This is a genomic window from Burkholderia sp. AU33545 (genome assembly GCF_020419685.1).
Lineage (GTDB): Bacteria > Pseudomonadota > Gammaproteobacteria > Burkholderiales > Burkholderiaceae > Burkholderia > Burkholderia diffusa.
Map to the genome: position 1 here is coordinate 606,945 of NZ_JAIZRQ010000004.1, position 16,675 is coordinate 623,619.

14 protein-coding genes are annotated in these 16,675 nt (G+C 63.3%); 11 read left to right on the forward strand and 3 right to left on the reverse strand.

Annotated features, from left to right (window positions below; genetic code table 11):
• Positions 1-3: 3 nt before the first annotated feature.
• From LGM71_RS16710 to LGM71_RS16720, 3 genes are all read right to left on the reverse strand, one after another.
• Positions 4-975, reverse strand: a complete 972-nt coding sequence (locus tag LGM71_RS16710; RefSeq protein ID WP_226115430.1) for a dipeptidase — start codon at positions 973-975, stop codon at positions 4-6.
• 56 nt (positions 976-1,031) lie between these two features.
• Positions 1,032-2,378, reverse strand: a complete 1,347-nt coding sequence (locus tag LGM71_RS16715) for an MFS transporter (RefSeq protein ID WP_124620681.1) — start codon at positions 2,376-2,378, stop codon at positions 1,032-1,034.
• Positions 2,379-2,603: 225 nt separating this feature from the next.
• The gene (locus tag LGM71_RS16720; RefSeq protein WP_226115432.1) at positions 2,604-3,392 is read right to left on the reverse strand and encodes a LuxR family transcriptional regulator; all 789 of its coding nucleotides are present in this window, start codon (positions 3,390-3,392) and stop codon (positions 2,604-2,606) included.
• Positions 3,393-3,727: 335 nt separating this feature from the next.
• On the opposite strand from LGM71_RS16720, the gene LGM71_RS16725 reads away from it, so the two are divergent.
• The 11 genes from LGM71_RS16725 (at position 3,728) to LGM71_RS16775 (ending at position 16,644) form a co-directional block, all read left to right on the forward strand.
• Positions 3,728-4,111: a DUF4902 domain-containing protein gene (locus LGM71_RS16725; protein ID WP_226115434.1), complete on the forward strand. Its 384-nt coding sequence runs from the start codon at positions 3,728-3,730 to the stop codon at positions 4,109-4,111.
• Between the two features lie 395 nt (positions 4,112-4,506).
• Entirely contained in the window at positions 4,507-5,160 is a 654-nt protein-coding gene (locus LGM71_RS16730) for an acyl-homoserine-lactone synthase (protein ID WP_226115435.1), read from the forward strand.
• Positions 5,161-5,321: 161 nt separating this feature from the next.
• Positions 5,322-6,614, forward strand: a complete 1,293-nt coding sequence (fabF, locus tag LGM71_RS16735; protein ID WP_082728914.1) for a beta-ketoacyl-ACP synthase II — start codon at positions 5,322-5,324, stop codon at positions 6,612-6,614.
• Between the two features lie 153 nt (positions 6,615-6,767).
• Positions 6,768-8,153 carry an NAD(P)/FAD-dependent oxidoreductase gene (locus LGM71_RS16740; RefSeq protein ID WP_226115436.1) on the forward strand — a complete coding sequence of 462 codons (1,386 nt, stop codon included), beginning with the start codon at positions 6,768-6,770 and terminating at the stop codon, positions 8,151-8,153.
• 15 nt (positions 8,154-8,168) lie between these two features.
• Positions 8,169-9,344 carry a fatty acid desaturase family protein gene (locus LGM71_RS16745; protein WP_226115437.1) on the forward strand — a complete coding sequence of 392 codons (1,176 nt, stop codon included), beginning with the start codon at positions 8,169-8,171 and terminating at the stop codon, positions 9,342-9,344.
• A 78-nt stretch (positions 9,345-9,422) separates the two neighbouring features.
• The gene (locus LGM71_RS16750) at positions 9,423-10,427 is read left to right on the forward strand and encodes an aromatic ring-hydroxylating dioxygenase subunit alpha (RefSeq protein WP_124620689.1); all 1,005 of its coding nucleotides are present in this window, start codon (positions 9,423-9,425) and stop codon (positions 10,425-10,427) included.
• 47 nt (positions 10,428-10,474) lie between these two features.
• Complete coding sequence (locus LGM71_RS16755) at positions 10,475-11,329, forward strand: hypothetical protein (RefSeq protein ID WP_226115438.1); 855 nt, start codon at positions 10,475-10,477, stop codon at positions 11,327-11,329.
• Positions 11,330-11,333: 4 nt separating this feature from the next.
• Positions 11,334-12,752 (forward strand): MFS transporter, encoded by a 1,419-nt coding sequence (locus LGM71_RS16760; RefSeq protein ID WP_226115439.1) that lies wholly within the window; start codon positions 11,334-11,336, stop codon positions 12,750-12,752.
• A gap of 7 nt (positions 12,753-12,759) precedes the next feature.
• The gene (locus tag LGM71_RS16765) at positions 12,760-14,616 is read left to right on the forward strand and encodes a fatty acyl-AMP ligase (protein WP_226115440.1); all 1,857 of its coding nucleotides are present in this window, start codon (positions 12,760-12,762) and stop codon (positions 14,614-14,616) included.
• A 60-nt stretch (positions 14,617-14,676) separates the two neighbouring features.
• Positions 14,677-15,636 carry an acyl-CoA desaturase gene (locus LGM71_RS16770; protein WP_059601101.1) on the forward strand — a complete coding sequence of 320 codons (960 nt, stop codon included), beginning with the start codon at positions 14,677-14,679 and terminating at the stop codon, positions 15,634-15,636.
• 24 nt (positions 15,637-15,660) lie between these two features.
• Positions 15,661-16,644, forward strand: coding sequence for an acyl-CoA desaturase (locus LGM71_RS16775; RefSeq protein WP_226115441.1), 984 nt, complete (start codon positions 15,661-15,663; stop codon positions 16,642-16,644).
• The last annotated feature ends 31 nt before the right edge of the window (positions 16,645-16,675 follow it).

Sequence of the window (16,675 nt, forward strand, 5' to 3'; positions counted from 1 at the left end):
GATTCAGGCGTTCCAGACTTCGCCGAACACCCGCAGCCAGTTCTCGCCCATCACTTTGCGGATGCGCGATTCGCTCCAGCCGGCGCGTTGCATCGCGGCCGTGAGGTTCGGGAATTCGCCGATCGTTCGGATGCCTTCCGGATTGACGACCTTGCCGAAATCCGTCAGGCGACGATAGCGGCCCTTGTCGTGCGTGATCCAGTCGAAGAACTCGGTGCTGTAGCCCTGCGTGAAGTCCGTGCCGATACCGACCTTGTCCTCGCCGATCAAGTCGATCACATATTCGATCGCTTCCAGATAATCGTCGATGGTCGCGTCGGCGCCGCGTCGCAGGAACGGCATGAACATCGTCACGCCCACGAAGCCGTTTGCTTCCGCGATCTCGCGCAGCTGATCGTCCGTCTTGTTGCGCGGATGCGCCTTCAGCGCGGACGGGCAGCAGTGCGAATAGGTGACCGGCATCTTCGAACAGGCGATCGCGTCGGACGACGTCTTCGCGCCGACGTGCGAGAGATCCACCATGATGCCGACCCGGTTCATCTCCTGAATCACTTCGCGGCCGTATCCGGACAGCCCGCCGTCGGGTTCGTAGGAACCCGTGCCGACGAGGTTCTGCGTGTTGTAGCAGAGCTGCACCACATTCACGCCGAGTTCCTTGAATACCTCGATATAGCCGAGGTTGTCCTCGAACGCATACGAGTTCTGGAAGCCGAGAATGATGCCGGTCTTGTTCTCCCGCTTCGCGCGCACGATATCGTCCGTCGTGCGCACGAGCGTGAGGATTTCGCCGTATTCGCGGATCTGCTGCTTCATTTCCGCGATGTTGTCGATCGTCTTCTGGAAGTCTTCCCACACGGAGACCGTGCAGTTGACGGCAGTGACGCCGCCCGCGCGCATGTCTTCGAACACCGAACGCTCGAATCGGGAAATGTTCAGGCCGTCGATGATGATGCTGGAGTCGTGAAGGCTGGTCATGGTGTCTGTCGATGCGTTGGATGCTTGCGGACAGGCTGCGGAAGCGGCGCCCGTGCTCAAACGGCGCCTTCGACGCCGCGCTTGGCGGACCGGGCGGCGCCCGCGATCGCCGGACCGGCTTCCTCGAGTGCCGTCTTCGACGTTTCCGGCAGGGACAGGCCGCCGATCATCGCGAAGAGCGACACGGCGATCAGGTAGTACGCGGGCGACAGGTTCGTGCCGGTCGCGGAGATCAGCCACGTGGCGACGAGCGGCGCGGTACCGCCGAAGATCGTGTAGGCGAGGTTGTACGTGATCGCCGATGCCGTGTAGCGCGTTTTCGTCGCGAACACTTCGGACATCAGCGGTGCCGTCACCACGCCCGAGAACACCGCGCCGATCGCAAGCAGCGCGACGCCGATCAGCGATTGCGACAGCACGCCCGAGCCGCCGAGCGAGAACGCCGGATAAACCGACACGATGATGAAGATGCCGGTCGTGGCGATCGTCGCGCGGCGGCCGACGAGGTCGGAGAACAAGCCGGCGACCGGGCACAGGGCCGCGGCGAAGAAGAGCGCGAGCACCGTCACGAGAAGCGACGTGCCGCGAGACAAGTGCCCGGCCACTTGAAGGTAGGTCGCGAAATACGTCGTGAACGTATAGAACGACAGCGCCGTCACGGACACGAACGCGCCGAGCTTCAGGATATTCAACGACTGCGAATGCAGCGTTTCCATCAGCGGGGCATGCGCGATGTCGTGCTTGCCTTCGAGCGCCTGGAACGCGGGCGTTTCATTCAGGTTCACACGCAGGTAGACGCCGATGAGGCCGACCGGTGCCGCGATCAGGAACGGCACGCGCCAGCCCCATTCGACCATGGCCTGCGACGACAGCGACGATTCGAGCAGATAGGCCACCACCGCCGCACAAGCGAACGACGAGAAGGTCGATACCGGCACGAAACTGCCGAAGAAGGCGCGGCGGCGGCGCGGTGCATGTTCCATCACGTACGCGCATGCACCGGCGTATTCGCCGCCTGCGGAGAACCCCTGGACGCAGCGAATGATCGTGAGCAGCAACGGTGCCCAGTAGCCGATGCTCGCGTAGGTCGGGAGCAGGCCGATCAACGTCGTCGAGCCGGCCATCATCAGGATCGTCAGCGCGAGGGTGCGCTTGCGTCCGATCCGGTCGCCGATCACGCCGAAGACGAGGCCGCCCAGCGGGCGGAATGCGAAGGCCACCGCGAACACCGCGAAAGTCTTCAGGAGCCCGATCGTTGGGTCGCCGCTGGGGAAGAATTCGCGCGTCAGGATGGTGGCGAGAAAGCCGTATGCGGCGAAATCGAACCATTCGACGAAATTGCCGATCGAGGCTGCGGCGATCACGCGTCGTAGCGTGCTGGTATCGACGTCCTGGGTGGTCATGGTCGTGTCCTCTTTATGTGGGCGCTTGGATTCGCGTCGAAAACCATGGTAAGGAGGACAATTACCTAGGTCTATACGTGTCAATTACCTAGGTAATCAGGGTGGGCTGCGAGGCTGCCGACCATTGAACCGGGCAACCGGGGTTGCCGTTTTGACGGTGTTACCGTCCCGCGAGCATGGCGCTGCGTTGTAAAAGTCGGCGCGCGGCCGATGAAGAGAAGGGCGTCAGAACAGGAGTCCCAGAATGGTCGCCTTGACCGCGGCTTCAGTCTTGTTGGTCGCATTCAGCTTGCGCATCGCATTGACGAGGTGAAATTTCACGGTGCGCTCGTCGACATGCATGATCTTGCCGATCTCGACGTAGGTTTTCCCCGCAGCAGACCATTGCAGCGACTCCCGCTCGCGAGCCGTCAACTCGACGGCATATTCGGGTGCACGCTGCGCGAGCAGATGCATGCTCATCGCGCAGTTTGCTGTGTTCGCGAGCCATGACATCTGGTATCCCTTTTCCTCGAGCTCGCACTCGTCGATCGGCTCGCTCGATCGCACCATGGTCACGAGTCCAATCGCGCCGGTGCGGCTGACGGACGGCATGCACCAGCCGTGACGCAAGCCGAAGTGATCCGCTTCCTTCCAGAATTCGAAGCTCTGAGTCGGGGTGTCGGCGCGCCAGATCATTGGCATCAACTGGCTGAGCCCGTGTCGGACGGTCGGGTCGACGGCAAAGTAGTTTTGACTCACATAGCGCTTGACCCACGGCTCCGGATAATTGGACTGCAGCATGAACTGCGGATTGGTCACCGGGAACGGAATGCGCAGGCCGAACGAACAATACTCGAATCCGAGTGCTCGCACATCCGCCGTCAACTCCAAAAACACGTCGGCCTCGGATTTTGCCGCGGCGTATCCATTCAGATACTTCTCTTTCCATGCATGCATATCGTTACCTTTGCGGTCAATCTTGCCCCAAGGGATCGTGTTCCCGGGGGCGTTGGCCGGTCCTTCAAAAGTCATTCAGGGCTGGTCTTGCGCTTCGACGTTTCAAGCGTCAAACATGACGTCGAATGCAATTTTCTATCGAATCGATTTCGGGATAGTGTAGGGAGTTGCCGTCGATTGAATTGCGCGATCTTGCATGTGGGTATGTATATATTTTGACCGAACGGAGTTCAGATTCCGCAAATCGCAAGTTCGAAAATCCTGGAATTGCTTCGTGATCGTGCGTGATCTCGATGATGCAATGGCATTTCCCGGGTGGTCTGTAATAATCGTAAATAACCTGTGCGTGATCGCAGTGGATATTCACAAGCCGTGCCAATTTTAACAGGTGCCACGTTGAGAGAACGAACATGCCAAAAAAGCTGAATGATGGATACGTGCGATTGACCCTGCCGGCGTTCTACGCGCTGCGTTTCCGTCAGCATATGTGTCAGCAAGCCCCGGATTTGTTACATGACTTATGGGGTGAGGGGATGAGCGCCGTCAATGCCGGCTACTACGAACTGGTCTGCACCGAGACGCAACCGGCCGCGAGCATCGGCTGCGTATGGTACGTGGCAGTGGGTCGGCCCGATGTGAACGTCGGGGCGGACGACATCAGCAGCAATGTCATGCTTCTCGATACGGACGGCGACGATTACGGCGCGCGATACAGCCAGGCGTTAATCCAGAACTGGCTGTGCTCGGGAGCGCGCCAACGCGAACTTGAATCGGCTATTTTTGCCGATCACTGATTTCGTGTTCAAGGCGCTTCATTATTTCTCGGCGAGTAAATAATGCTTTGGCATTAAAGTTTCGCGCCGCGCAACCGCCCGTTTCCGCCGATCGTCCTCATCGGCTTCAGCGATGATTCGATGGCGGGCACGATTATCCATACCGTGACGCGGCACCACGCGAGGCTCGCTTCGAGCCGTTCATGACAGGCGTGCTCGCGATGGTTCGTTCGACCGCCCCACTGGCCGTCGCCAGCTAAATCCATAATCCGCTTTCCCGCCGGATTGTTTCAGCGCATTCGGCGTGATGAGTCTCGTCCAAAGCGCCCACCCTGCCCATTCGGGCAGCTATGTTGTCGCGGCAATTTCGGGTTCAATCGCGCTAACAATTCTGAGATGAGAGAGAGGGCTTTCAGATGCTGACTTTGTTGTCGGGGCGAAGCGCTGATTTGAGTCGCGAGGTGATGTATCGACTTGCGAAGTTTCGGCATAAGGTCTTCATACAGGAACTCGGTTGGTCATTGCCGACCGACAACGGCATCGAATTTGACGATTTCGATCATGCTGACACTCTTTACGTTGTCGCTTTCGATCGCAACCGTGAAATTGTCGGTTGTGGTCGATTGCTGCCGACCGACGAGCCCTATCTGCTCGGTGAGGTTTTCTCGGATTTGATGGGCGACGCTTCTCTCCCCCGTGCGCGTGATGTTTGGGAGTTGTCCCGCTTCGCGATGAGCATGCCGCGCGGCGAGTCGTTGACTGCCGAGGAGTCGTGGCAAAACACGCGCGCGCTCATGTCCGAAATCGTCCGCGTCGCGCACGCACATGGCGCGAACCGTCTCATTGCATTTTCCGTGCTCGGCAACGAACGGCTTCTGAAGCGCATGGGTGTCAATGTGCATCGCGCCGCGCCGCCCCAAATGATCGAAGGTAAGCCGACCCTGCCGTTCTGGATCGAGATCGATGAACAGACGCGCTCCGCGCTGGACCTCGACGGATCGGAGTACGGCGTGCCGCTCGACATGCCGCGCGCTCCGCGTGCGTCGCATGCGTTCGGGCAAGCGGTGTGAGTGCGCGACGCGCATTGTGAACGTCTGCGGTCCGCCACGCATCCGGCGGGCCCGGGCGCTTCCGGAGTGGCGCGTGCATGCAGTGTTTCAAAGGTGCGCATGAAGATGAACAGCTTTAATGATGTGGCTCGGCAAGTCCCGGTCCGCGAGAGGAATGTGAAATGACGCTTCGAGTGGTAGTAACCGGTATGGGCATTGTGTCTCCGCTGGGTTGCGGCAAGGAATTGGTGTGGCAGCGCCTGATCGGCGGATCCTCGGGGCTTCGCCGGCTCGGTGACGATATCGTCGGCGACCTGCCCGCCAAGGTCGGCGGGACCGTACCGGCGAAGGCCGACGATCCTGACGGTGGTTTCGATCCGGAGTGCTCGGTGCCGAACAAGGAACTGAGGAAGATGGACCGTTTCATCCAGATGGCGATGGTTGCCGCGGATGAGGCGCTCGCGGAAGCGGGATGGGCGCCGCAAGCGGAACATCAACGCGAGCGGACGGCCACCGTCGTGGCGTCGGGCATCGGCGGATTCCCGGGTCTGGCCGAGGCGGTGAGAATCGGCGAGACGCGCGGCGTGCGGCGGTTGTCGCCATTCACCATTCCGTACTTTCTGTCGAACCTGGCCGCCGGCCAGATTTCGATCAAGCATCAGTTTCGCGGGCCGCTGGGCTGTCCCGTGACTGCCTGTGCGGCGAGCGTGCAGGCAATCGGCGATGCGCTGCGCCTGATCCGGAACGGCGAGGCCGATGTCGTGCTGGCCGGCGGCGCAGAAGCGGCATTCGACAAGGTGAGTCTGGGCGGATTCGCCGCGGCGCGAGCGCTGTCGACCGGCTTCGGCGATCAGCCGGTTCGCGCCTCGCGGCCATTCGACCGCGATCGGGACGGATTCGTCATGGGTGAGGGGGCCGCAATGCTGGTCGTCGAGTCTCTCGACCATGCCATCGCGCGTGGCGCCCGCCCCATCGCGGAGATCATCGGGTACGGAACCACGGCGGACGCCTACCACATGACCGCCGGGCCCGACGACGGATCCGGCGCAATGCGCGCGATGAAACTGGCCCTCGCGATGGGCGACATCGCCCCGGAGCAGGTCGACTACGTCAACGCGCATGCGACATCGACGCCAGTCGGCGATTCCGGAGAAATCGAGGCGCTGAAGACTGTCTTCGGCGTGGGTGCCGGCCCGGCGATTTCGTCGACCAAGTCGGCGACGGGGCATTTGCTCGGGGCGGCCGGCGCGATCGAAGCGGCGTTCTCCATTCTCGCGCTGCGGGATGGCGTGATGCCCGGCACGCTGAATCTCGAGCACCCCGACGAGGCTGCCGCCGGACTCGATCTGATCGGACCCTCGGCCCGGCACGTTCCCGTCGAAATTGCGCTGTCCAACGGTTTCGGATTTGGTGGCGTGAATGCGTCGGTGCTGTTCAAGCGATACCCGCCGGATCGGGCTGCAGAAACGCATTGAGCGACGCGCACCGGCTGCGCGCACGCGTCCGATTTCGCAAATACGTCGCATCGTCAGTATCCGCTGATTCTTCATCGACTCGCTGGTGACGGCGATGGCGAGGTCGCGTCACGTCCAATTCCGGTTCTTGTCGTCATCCTAAGGAAATTCTCCGTGTTAGACACCCTCATCGTTGGCGCCCGCTGCGCGGGCGCCACGCTCGCGATTCATCTGGCGCGCGCCGGCAAGCGCGTTCTGGCAATCGATGCGAGCAATCTGCCGAGCGACCAGCCAATGTCCACGCACTGGATTTCGCCCTACGGCATGGCGCTGCTTGACGAACTGTCGCTTGGCGACAAGGTGCGCCGTTTCGCGCCGCCGGTGCCCAGCATGATGTATGGGGTCGATGACATACTCGGCCGCGTCGAGTATCCCGTCGGCGGACGCTGCTCCTGTCCGCGTCGCATGGATCTCGATGCACTGTTGCTGGAGGAGGCGCGAGCGTCGGGGGCTCAGGTCCGCACGCGGACCCGGCTGGTCGGTCTGTTGCGCGACGGCGAACGGGTGACGGGCGCCGTGGTGGAACATGACGGGGTGCGTGAAGAGATCCGCGCGCGAGTCGTGGTGGGCGCGGACGGCGCGCACTCGACGATGGCGGAACTCGTCGGTGCCGAGGAGTACCACGGCTACGACTGCCCGCGTGCCATGTATTGGGCGTACTGGCCGCGGCCGGACTGGTTCGACACCGATCCGCGCTATCGCGGCGGGGCGATGAACTGCACCTTCGGCGACGATGTTGTCTTCGTCTTTCCGACCAATCGGGACCTGCTGCTGATTGGCGTGGCGTTCCCGAAAACGGAGTTGCCGGAATGGAAAGGCCGCGCGCTCGAGAAGCTCACGGAGACGCTGAAGAGCAACCCCCATACGGCCCCGCTGATTGCCGACGCGCCCGCCAGCAAGCTGCTCGGCGCATTGAAGCTGCGCTTTTTCTTCCGTCAGGCTGCAGGGCCCGGCTGGGCCCTGGTGGGCGATGCGGGCCTCTTCATGGACCCGTCGCCCGGGTTCGGGATTACCGACGCACTGCGCGATGCGCGCGCGCTCGCCCAGGCAATCGTCGACGGCGATGACCATGCGCTGGAGTGCTACTGGCGCCAGCGCGACGCAACCTCGATCGACCTGTTCGAATACTCGCGCGGCCGCGGCGCACTCGGCCACAACAATCCGCTCAGCCGGATCCTTTACCGCAAGCTTGCGAGCGACCCGGTGCTGCAGGCGCGCTTGCTCGCTTCGCAGAGTCGCCAGTGCTCGCCGTTTGCCGTATTCGATCCGAGCGATATCAAGCAGTGGGCGGACGAGGCAATTGCCGGCGGCGAAACCGGCGTGATCCAGCCGTTGATCGACGTGTCCCGGCGAGGCGAGGCGATTCGCGCCGAGATGGCGCGGCGCGTGCGTCTTGCAGAAGAGGCACGTGCCCGGCGGTCCCGCGCGCCCGGGTCGGACGAACTTGAATCGTCCGTGGCCGGCGTCGAGCGCGACGCGTCAGTCGGGGAATCCGTGTGAGCGTGCGGAACATCGGTGCGTGGTCGTTGCGGCCACGTGATTTCAAGTCGCGGCGCGGCCCGTTCGCCAATAATCAGTACTGCGTCACATCAATCGAGGAGAGAGGCCATGACCATCGCAGCCACGTTGGACAGTGACGTCACATTGTCGCGGCTCAAGCTGCCGCGGCACTTCCATCGGATCAGCTCGGTCGCCACGATTCTCTATCTGGCACACGCGCTCGCGTTCTTCCTGATTCCGGCCGCGGTGGCGTTCGCCATCGTCGATATTCCGGCGTCGGCGCCGGTCCGTATTGCGATGGCCATCGTCCTGGGTGTGATCGGCGGACATGGCATGCATTTGCTGACCTTCGTCGGGCACGAGGGGATGCATACGAACCTGCATCGCAACAAGTACGTGAGCGCCGCGCTGGCGTTGATCTGTTCGTCATTGGTGCCGGGTTTCCTGATCGTGGGCTTCAGCATGACTCACTGGAAGCACCATCGCTTCACCGGACAGGACATCGATCCGGATGTCCAGATCTATTCGCAGTACAGAACCTTCTGGTCGCGCTTCTTTCTCGCGCGTTCCAAGGGCGTGAGGATTTACACCAGGAACGCCATGCGCATGGCGGCAGGCTTGCCGTGGCCGGAGAACACGCGGCTGCCGTTCAGCCAGCGCGAAATGCGCTGGATCTCGCGGATCAACATCGCGCTGAGCCTGTGCGCGATAACAGCCTACGGATTCATCTGGCATCGCTCGCTGTGGCTCGGTTTCACGGTCATGCTGATTCCGTATATCGGGGTGTACGTATTCAGCACCATCCGCGCGTACATCGAACACACGGATACCGTGCCGGGGCGATATCGCGACAGTCGCAGCTACACGTCGCCGATCTATACCGCGCTGTTCTTCGGCAGCAACTTCCACCTTGAACACCACCAGTATCCGGCCGTCCCGTGCTATCGGTTGCCCGCGCTTCACACGTATCTGTCGTCGCACGGGCTGTTCGAGGCGGCAGGTGCGCCGGTCGAGCCGTCCTTCCTTGGCGCGCTTCGTTACACGACCGGCCGCTTCCAGTATCCCTGCGTCAGTTTGCAGTCGGCGTCGGACGAATTTCTCGAGCGGATGGCGGACGGCCGTCTTGATCGCGAGGCGGCCGGAGCAGAGGCTCGGGACGACGACCAGCTGGTCGCGGTCGCGCGCAGGTAGGACAGATCGAACGCACACGGCGACTCGAGCTCGCGTCGGGTGTGCCATATCGCCGCTCAAGTAGCAAAGTGAGGAATTATGTTTATCCAGAATGCGTGGTACGCAGCAGCACTTTCAGCGGAAGTCCAGCGGGAGCCCTTTGGTCGGACGATTCTGAACCAGAAGATCGTCATGTACCGCACGCAGGCGAATCAGATCGTCGCGCTTGAAGATCGGTGCCCGCACCGACAGGTTCCGTTGTCGCGGGGGCGGGTGGTTGGCGACGAAATCCAGTGCTGGTATCACGGGCTCAGGTACGACTGCTCCGGCGCGTGCGTCGGCATTCCGAGCCAGAGCGTGATCCCGAAGGGCGCACGCGTGCGGTCGTTCCCCGCCGTCGAGAAATACGGCTTCATCTGGCTGTGGACCGGCGAGCCCGACAAAGCCGACGAGGCGGCAATCCCCGACCACTGGGTGTGTTCGGCGCCCGAGCTTGCCGGGACGATGAGTTATTGCACGATCGCGTGCAGCTACCTGTTCGGCATCGACAACATCCTCGACATCTCGCACGCCGCCTTCGTGCATGCGAAGACGCTCGGCTCGCTCGACATCGTCGAGACGCCGCCCGAAATCGTGATCAACGACGGCGAAGTCCGCGTGCGCCGCTATTTGCGCCGCGAGAAGACGCCGCCGCTCTACACCCATATCCTGAAGCTCGACTACATCGACCGCTTCCAGGAGGTGCTCTACTGGCCCATCGGCAACACACGGGTCGAAACGAGGGCACATGCCTGCGACGATGCGAGCGGCCAGGTCTTCCATGTCTATACGACGACGATCTTCACGCCCGCCACGGATACCACGACGCATGTCTTCGTGGGCATGCATCGCGATTTCGACGTCGACAACGAACGGTTTACCGAGTTCACCGCGAAGGAAGTGTTCGCCACCGTGATGGAGGACAAGGATGTTGCGGAGAGCCTGCAGGCGAACTGGAGCCCCACGGCACCGATGATCGACATCCAGCTCGATCGGCCGGCGTTCGCCGCGCGGCGGATATTGGAGCGAATGGGTGCGAACGCATCCATTCGGGCGTCCGTATGACGCCCGTCGGGACGGAGCGCGTGCCGCACGCGCAGGAAGAAACGACGATGATCGAGAAGGAAGCGACGATGCATCACCAGGGACAGTCCAGCCTCTATGTCGGCGAGTTGCTGCGCGAACTCGGATCGTCGGCGCAGGACGAGGTCAGCTTGCTACATCCCATGACCTTCGGAGCGATCGTCGGTCGCGCCCGCGTCGAGCGTCTTGCGACTGCCGCCGCCGGCATCTTTTCCGAAGTCGAGTCGAAACACGCATGGAGCGGTGCGGACATCGGCGGGCGCGAATGGCTCGGCCATTTTCAGGGCCGTCAAATTCGCGGCGTGACGGTGGCACGCCGGTCCGGCACGCACATCCAGGTCGACATCTTCCTTGGCTCGTTTCCCGCGCCGGTGCGGCGGGCGCTGTATGACGCGAGCCGGGATCTCGTCGACCCGGACGCGTGGGTGCTGCCCCCGGGAATCGATACCGCGTTGCCGCCGATACCTGCTGACGAAGTGCTGGACGCCAAGTTGCCGTTCCCCATCATCGACGAGATGTTTCTGACCAGCCCGGTTGCCTGCAAACCGATTCGCGGCCGTGATGACGTCGAGCGCGTTTGCGGCCATTCGATGGCGGTCTACGGTGGCCGAGCGAGCGGGCCGCGTCTGTCGGAAAACGCGACGACGCTGAGCCTCTGGACAGGCGAGGTTGGCGGGTTGCCGCTGGAAGTGGCGAACGTCATCTACTGGGAAGATGCCCGGACGGTCAAGGGCATGGCAATGGCGATGCGCCCGTGGCCGGTCGTTGCGCTGTTTCAGGCGCGGATGCAGGCGCGAACGCTCCCGTTTCTCGATCCGTCGTATTTCGAATCCGAATCCGAATCGCGTCACGGTGTGACGCCCGTTCAGCTTGGCGAGGTGTAAGTCCATGAACGGACCCAGCGTGTCCGCCGCGCAGGCGCAGCCGAGCTCGATTTCGCCGTGGCCGGTATTCTGGATCGCCAGCGTGGCGGTGTTTCTCGTCTCGATCGACGTGACGGTGCTCTATGCGGCATTTCCCGCTTTGCGACGGGCGTTTCCCGATGCCGACTCTGCCGGCCTGTCGTGGGTTCTGAACGCGTACACGCTCGTCTTCGCCGCGTTGCTCGTGCCCGCGGGCCGCCTTGCCGACTTGCGCGGCCGCAAGCGCACGTTCCTGCTCGGACTCGCCATGTTCCTGGGAGGATCTTTCGGCTGTGGCGTTGCCACCCATGTCGAGATGCTCTGGGCAATGCGCGCGGTGCAAGGAGCGGGGGCGGCGCTGTTGTTGCCTGCATCGCTGTCGATCCTGCTGGCGGCGTTCCCGGTCGGCAAACGGTCAGTGGCCGTGAGCTTGTGGGGCGCAGTCAGCGGCGTAGCCGGGGCATTGGGGCCGAGCCTCGGATCGTTCTTGGTGGATCGCTTCGGCTGGCCCTGGGCCTTCTTTCTCAACCTGCCGCTCGGCGCAATCGCGCTATGGCAGGGATGGCGCATTCTCGACGAGTCGCGTGATCCCGAGCGCGGTGCACCGCTCGATCTGGTGGGGGGGGTCCTGCTGATTCTTGGCGTCGGCGCCATCGCGGTCGGCCTGGTGCGGTCCGAGGCGGTCGGCTGGACTTCGCCGGAAGTGACATTCGCAATCGCAGGCGGGATGGGCATGCTGGCGGCATTCGTTGCATGGGCTCGCCGGGTACGTACGCCGGCAATCGATCTCTCGCTGTTTCGGGATCGGACTTACTGCTTCATCAATCTTGCTTCGCTGTGCTTCGCGATCGGCTTTGCGATGATGTTTTTTCAGACGTTCCTGTTCACCACGGGTGTCTGGTCGTATTCGCTGACGCGTGCGGGACTGGCCGGCAGCCCCGGGCCGCTGCTGGTCGTTCCCACGGCGATCGTGTGCGGACGGTTCGCGGCGCGCGCGGGGCACCGGATTCTGCTGGTGACGGGCAGCCTGATCTCCACTGCGGCGAGCATCTGGTTTGCGCTGGTGCCCGGGGTCAATCCGGATTATGTGCATGCGTGGCTGCCGGGTGCGCTCCTCACCGGGCTGGGGGTCGGCATGGTCATGCCTTCGCTGTCGGCGGCGGCCGTCGCGCATCTGCCGCCGGCGCGATTTGGCGTGGGCTCGGCGGTCAACCAGGCGATACGCCAGGTGGGATCCGTTTTCGGCGTCGCGCTGACGGTTGCCATCACCGGCAATGCGATAGCGCGCCTCGCCGAATTCCGCACCCTCTGTTATCTGCAGATCGCGCTTGGCCTGGCTACCGCGATCCTGTGCGCGCCGGTCGATACCCGACCTCGAGCGCTTGCATCCGCGGCCGCGCGCTGATGCAAGCGTGTCGTCGGGCACGGGTTCGCGCACGAAGCTTTTACAACAACAACATCGATTATCCGAGGGCCTCATGATGACCGGTAGTATTCCCCCCTCCGCCGAGATGGCGGAGCGCTCGTCCCTGCTCGACATTCTTCGAGCGCGCGCCGAGCAAACGCCGGAGCGGATCGCATTTCATTTTCTTCGCGACGGCGAGGACGATGTCGTGAACTGGTCGTACGGGCAGTTCGCCGCCGCTGCCGTCCATGTGCGGGACATGGTTCTGCAGCACCCGCTGCACGAGCGGCGCGTATTGCTGCTGCTCGAACCCGGTCTGGGTTACGTCGCGGCGCTGTTCGGCATCCTGCTGGCGGGCGCCACCGCAGTACCTTCGTTTCCGCCGGCCGGCGCGCGCGCGGTGGCCCGCTTCGCGTCGATTTGTCGCGATGCTCACCCGGACGTGGTCATAGCCGGCAAGCTTCATCGCTCACTGCAGCCACAGCTCGACGCGCTCTACGGTGGTCAGCGTGACGCGCCTGCATTGCTGACGCTCGACGAAAGTGCCTTCCACGAAATCGAAGCGTCGGCATATGGCATGCGGGACGCGGTGCGGGGTGTCGACCTGGACCGGCCGGCGCTGCTTCAGTACACGTCCGGATCGACGGGCGAGCCCAAGGGCGTAGTCGTCACGCACGAGAACCTCGTCAGCAACTGCGCGGTGATCGCCGAACGGATCGGCCCGGATCGCGACCGTGTCGGGTGCACGTGGCTGCCGCCGTATCACGACATGGGACTGATGGGCGCGCTGCTGCTCGCGGTGTTCAGCGGCTTTCCGCTCGTGATCCTGTCGCCGCAGCATTTCGTCCAGCGGCCGTATCGCTGGCTCAAGGCAATCAGCGATTACCGCGTGACCACCAGCGTCGCGCCGAATTTCGCGTTCGATCTGTGCGTCGACAACATCAGCGACGAAGAGGCAGACACGCTCGATCTCGGCTCGCTGCAGCACGTATTTTGCGGCGCGGAGCCGGTGAGCCACGCGACGCTCGAACGTTTCTTCGCGCGCTTTGGCCGGTATGGCTTCGAGCGTCGCGCCGTGGTGCCCTGCTACGGGATGGCCGAGGCGACGCTCTATGTATCCGGCAAGGTGGGGCGTTCGCCGATCACCCTGATCGATGTCGACAAGGATGCACTTGCTCATGGCCGGTGCGAGCTACACGCGTCGGAATCCGATGTGCGCGGGCGTACCACGCTGGTCGGGTGCGGACCCGTGGCAGCCGGGCATCGGCTGCTGATCGTCGATCCTGAGACGAAGCGCGTACTGCCGGACCGGGCCATCGGTGAAATCTGGTTCAGTGGCCCGAACGTCGCCGCGGGCTATCTGAACCGCGACGACAGCTCCGACGTTTTCGCGGCGTCGCTCAGTGACGGAGACGGCGAGGGCGAACCCGTGCGCTACCTCCGCACGGGCGACCTCGGCTTTCTGAACGACGGCGAGCTGTTCGTGACCGGGCGGATCAAGGACATCGTGATCGTCGCCGGGCGCAATCTCTATCCGAACGACATCGAGGGATCGGTGCAATCGGCGCACGACGCGATTCGCACGAACGGCGTGGTGGCGTTTTCGATCGACGGCGGTCCAGCGGAGTCGCTCGTCATCGTCGCGGAACTCAAGCGCTCGCGCCGGCTGAATCCCGAGCAAATGCGCGAGGTGCGCGCGGCGATCACGTTGGCGGTCACGCGAGACCACGGGGTGTCGCCGGCGGTGGTGCACCTGGGCCCGACCGGCTCGATTCCGCTTACGACCAGCGGCAAGGTGCGCCGGCAAGCGTGCAAGCAGGCGTTCCAGCAAGGTTGCCTGAGCGCGCTCGAGGCACGCACGTGAGCCGCCCGCCAGCACTTCATTTCCAAATTCCATCGTCGCTTTCTTTCTTCGGAGCCAGTCATGGCTGAAGCGGATTCCTTGGCTTCGCGTACGCCGGCAGCCACGCCTGTCGCGGAAGCCGATACCGACGTGCGCGCACGCCGGCTTGCTTATCTGACCGTGGGCATTCCCGCGCTCGGTTTCGCGCTGGCGATCGCCTACACGTGGATATTCGGCGTTCGCACAACAGACTTCGTGCTGCTGGCGGTGATGTATTTCTCGACCGCGATCGGCGTCGAAACCGGCATGCACCGATATTTTTCGCACCGCTCGTTCAAGGGGCGGCCGATCGTCACCGTGATGCTTGGCGTACTCGGCAGCATGGCTGCCCAAGGGCCGATCCTGTTCTGGGCCGCCACGCACCGGATGCATCACGCGTTCACCGATCAGGACGGCGATCCGCATTCGCCGCGCCCGCGCGCGAACCGGCACGGCAAGCCGAGCCGGCTCGCGGGCCTTTGGCACGGTCACGTGGGCTGGCTGTTCACCGTGCGGCGCGAGAACTGGAGCGCGTATGCCGCGGACCTGCTGCGCGACCGCCTGATCGTCAATCTCAATCTTCGATACGCGTGGTGGGTGGTGCTCGGCCTCGCAATACCCGCGCTCGCGGGTGCGCTGCTCGCGCCCGCGGGGCAGGCCTTGTTCGGGGCCGTCGGTGGCTTCCTGTGGGGCGGTCTCGCACGAATCTTCCTGCTCGATCAATCGACATGGGCCGTCAATTCTCTGTGCCACACCATCGGCACCCGTCCGCACGCGACGCGCGACCACAGTCGCAATCTGGGCCTGCTCGCGATCGTTTCGGTGGGCGGCGCGTGGCACAACAACCATCACGCGCAGCCGGCCTTCGCCAACAACGATCACACGTTCTGGCAACTCGATCCCTCCGCCTGGATCATCCGCCTGCTCGACGCGCTGGGGCTCGTCACGGAGGTGCGCTACGCCCCGAAGCGCCGCGCGGCGGCCCCCTCAACTTCGCCGTAATCCTGTTAGCGTTTGGAGAATCCTATGAATTCGTCGATTCAGGTTGCACCCGGCGTGACTGCCGCCGGCGGGCTGTCGGCCGCCGACGGTGAGATCCCCGGTGTTTTGCCGCTAAAGGGCAGTGGTGCGCGCGTCAAGCGCTATACCGCCCTGGCCGTGATGCTGGTGCCGCTCGCCGGCTTTGCGCTGGCGGCACGCCAACTCGTGCTGGGAGACTTCACCGTCACCGATCTGGTGCTGTTCGGGGCGTTCTATTTTCTGCACATGGGCGGGATCACGATGGGCTTCCATCGGTATCTCGCGCACAAGACGTTCCGGACCTCGAAATGGTTCGAGGGACTGCTGCTGATCTGCGGGTCGATGGCCGCCCAAGGGCCGATCATGTTCTGGGTGACGACGCATCGCCGTCATCATCTGTACAGCGACCAGCAAGGCGATCCGCATTCACCGAACCTGGTCGGAGAGGGGCTGTTCGCCAAGCTGCGCGGCCTCTGGTATGCGCACATGCCGTGGATGCTGGCCGCGGACGTATCGGGCTGGACGTTCTTCGCCCCCGACGTGTTGCGCGATCGCCGTCTGTTTTTCTATCACCGTACCTATGTCTGGTGGATCGTGCTCGGTCTCGTGCTGCCAGCGGGGATCGGCGGCGCCATTGCCGGCTCCTGGCACGGCGCGTGGAACGGTCTGTTGTTCGGCGGTTTCGCGCGGATTTTCCTGGCCAACCAGGCCGCCTGGTGCGTGGGTTCGGTGTGCCACATGTTCGGTGGACGGCCGTTCAGGACAGACGACAACAGCGCAAACAACTGGACGGTCGCCGTGCTCACGTTCGGCGAAGGCCTGCAGAACAACCATCACGCGTTCCCGGCTTCATATCGCCACTCGGTGAAGTGGTACGAGCCGGATCTCAGCGCGTGGGTGCTGTGGACACTCGGCAAGCTGGGCGTCGTGTGGGACCTGCGCCAACCCGGGCCGGCCGCAATCCGCAAGCTCGCCAAGCAGCCGTATTGAAGAAAGTTGCCGTCGTGATTTCGTTCATTTC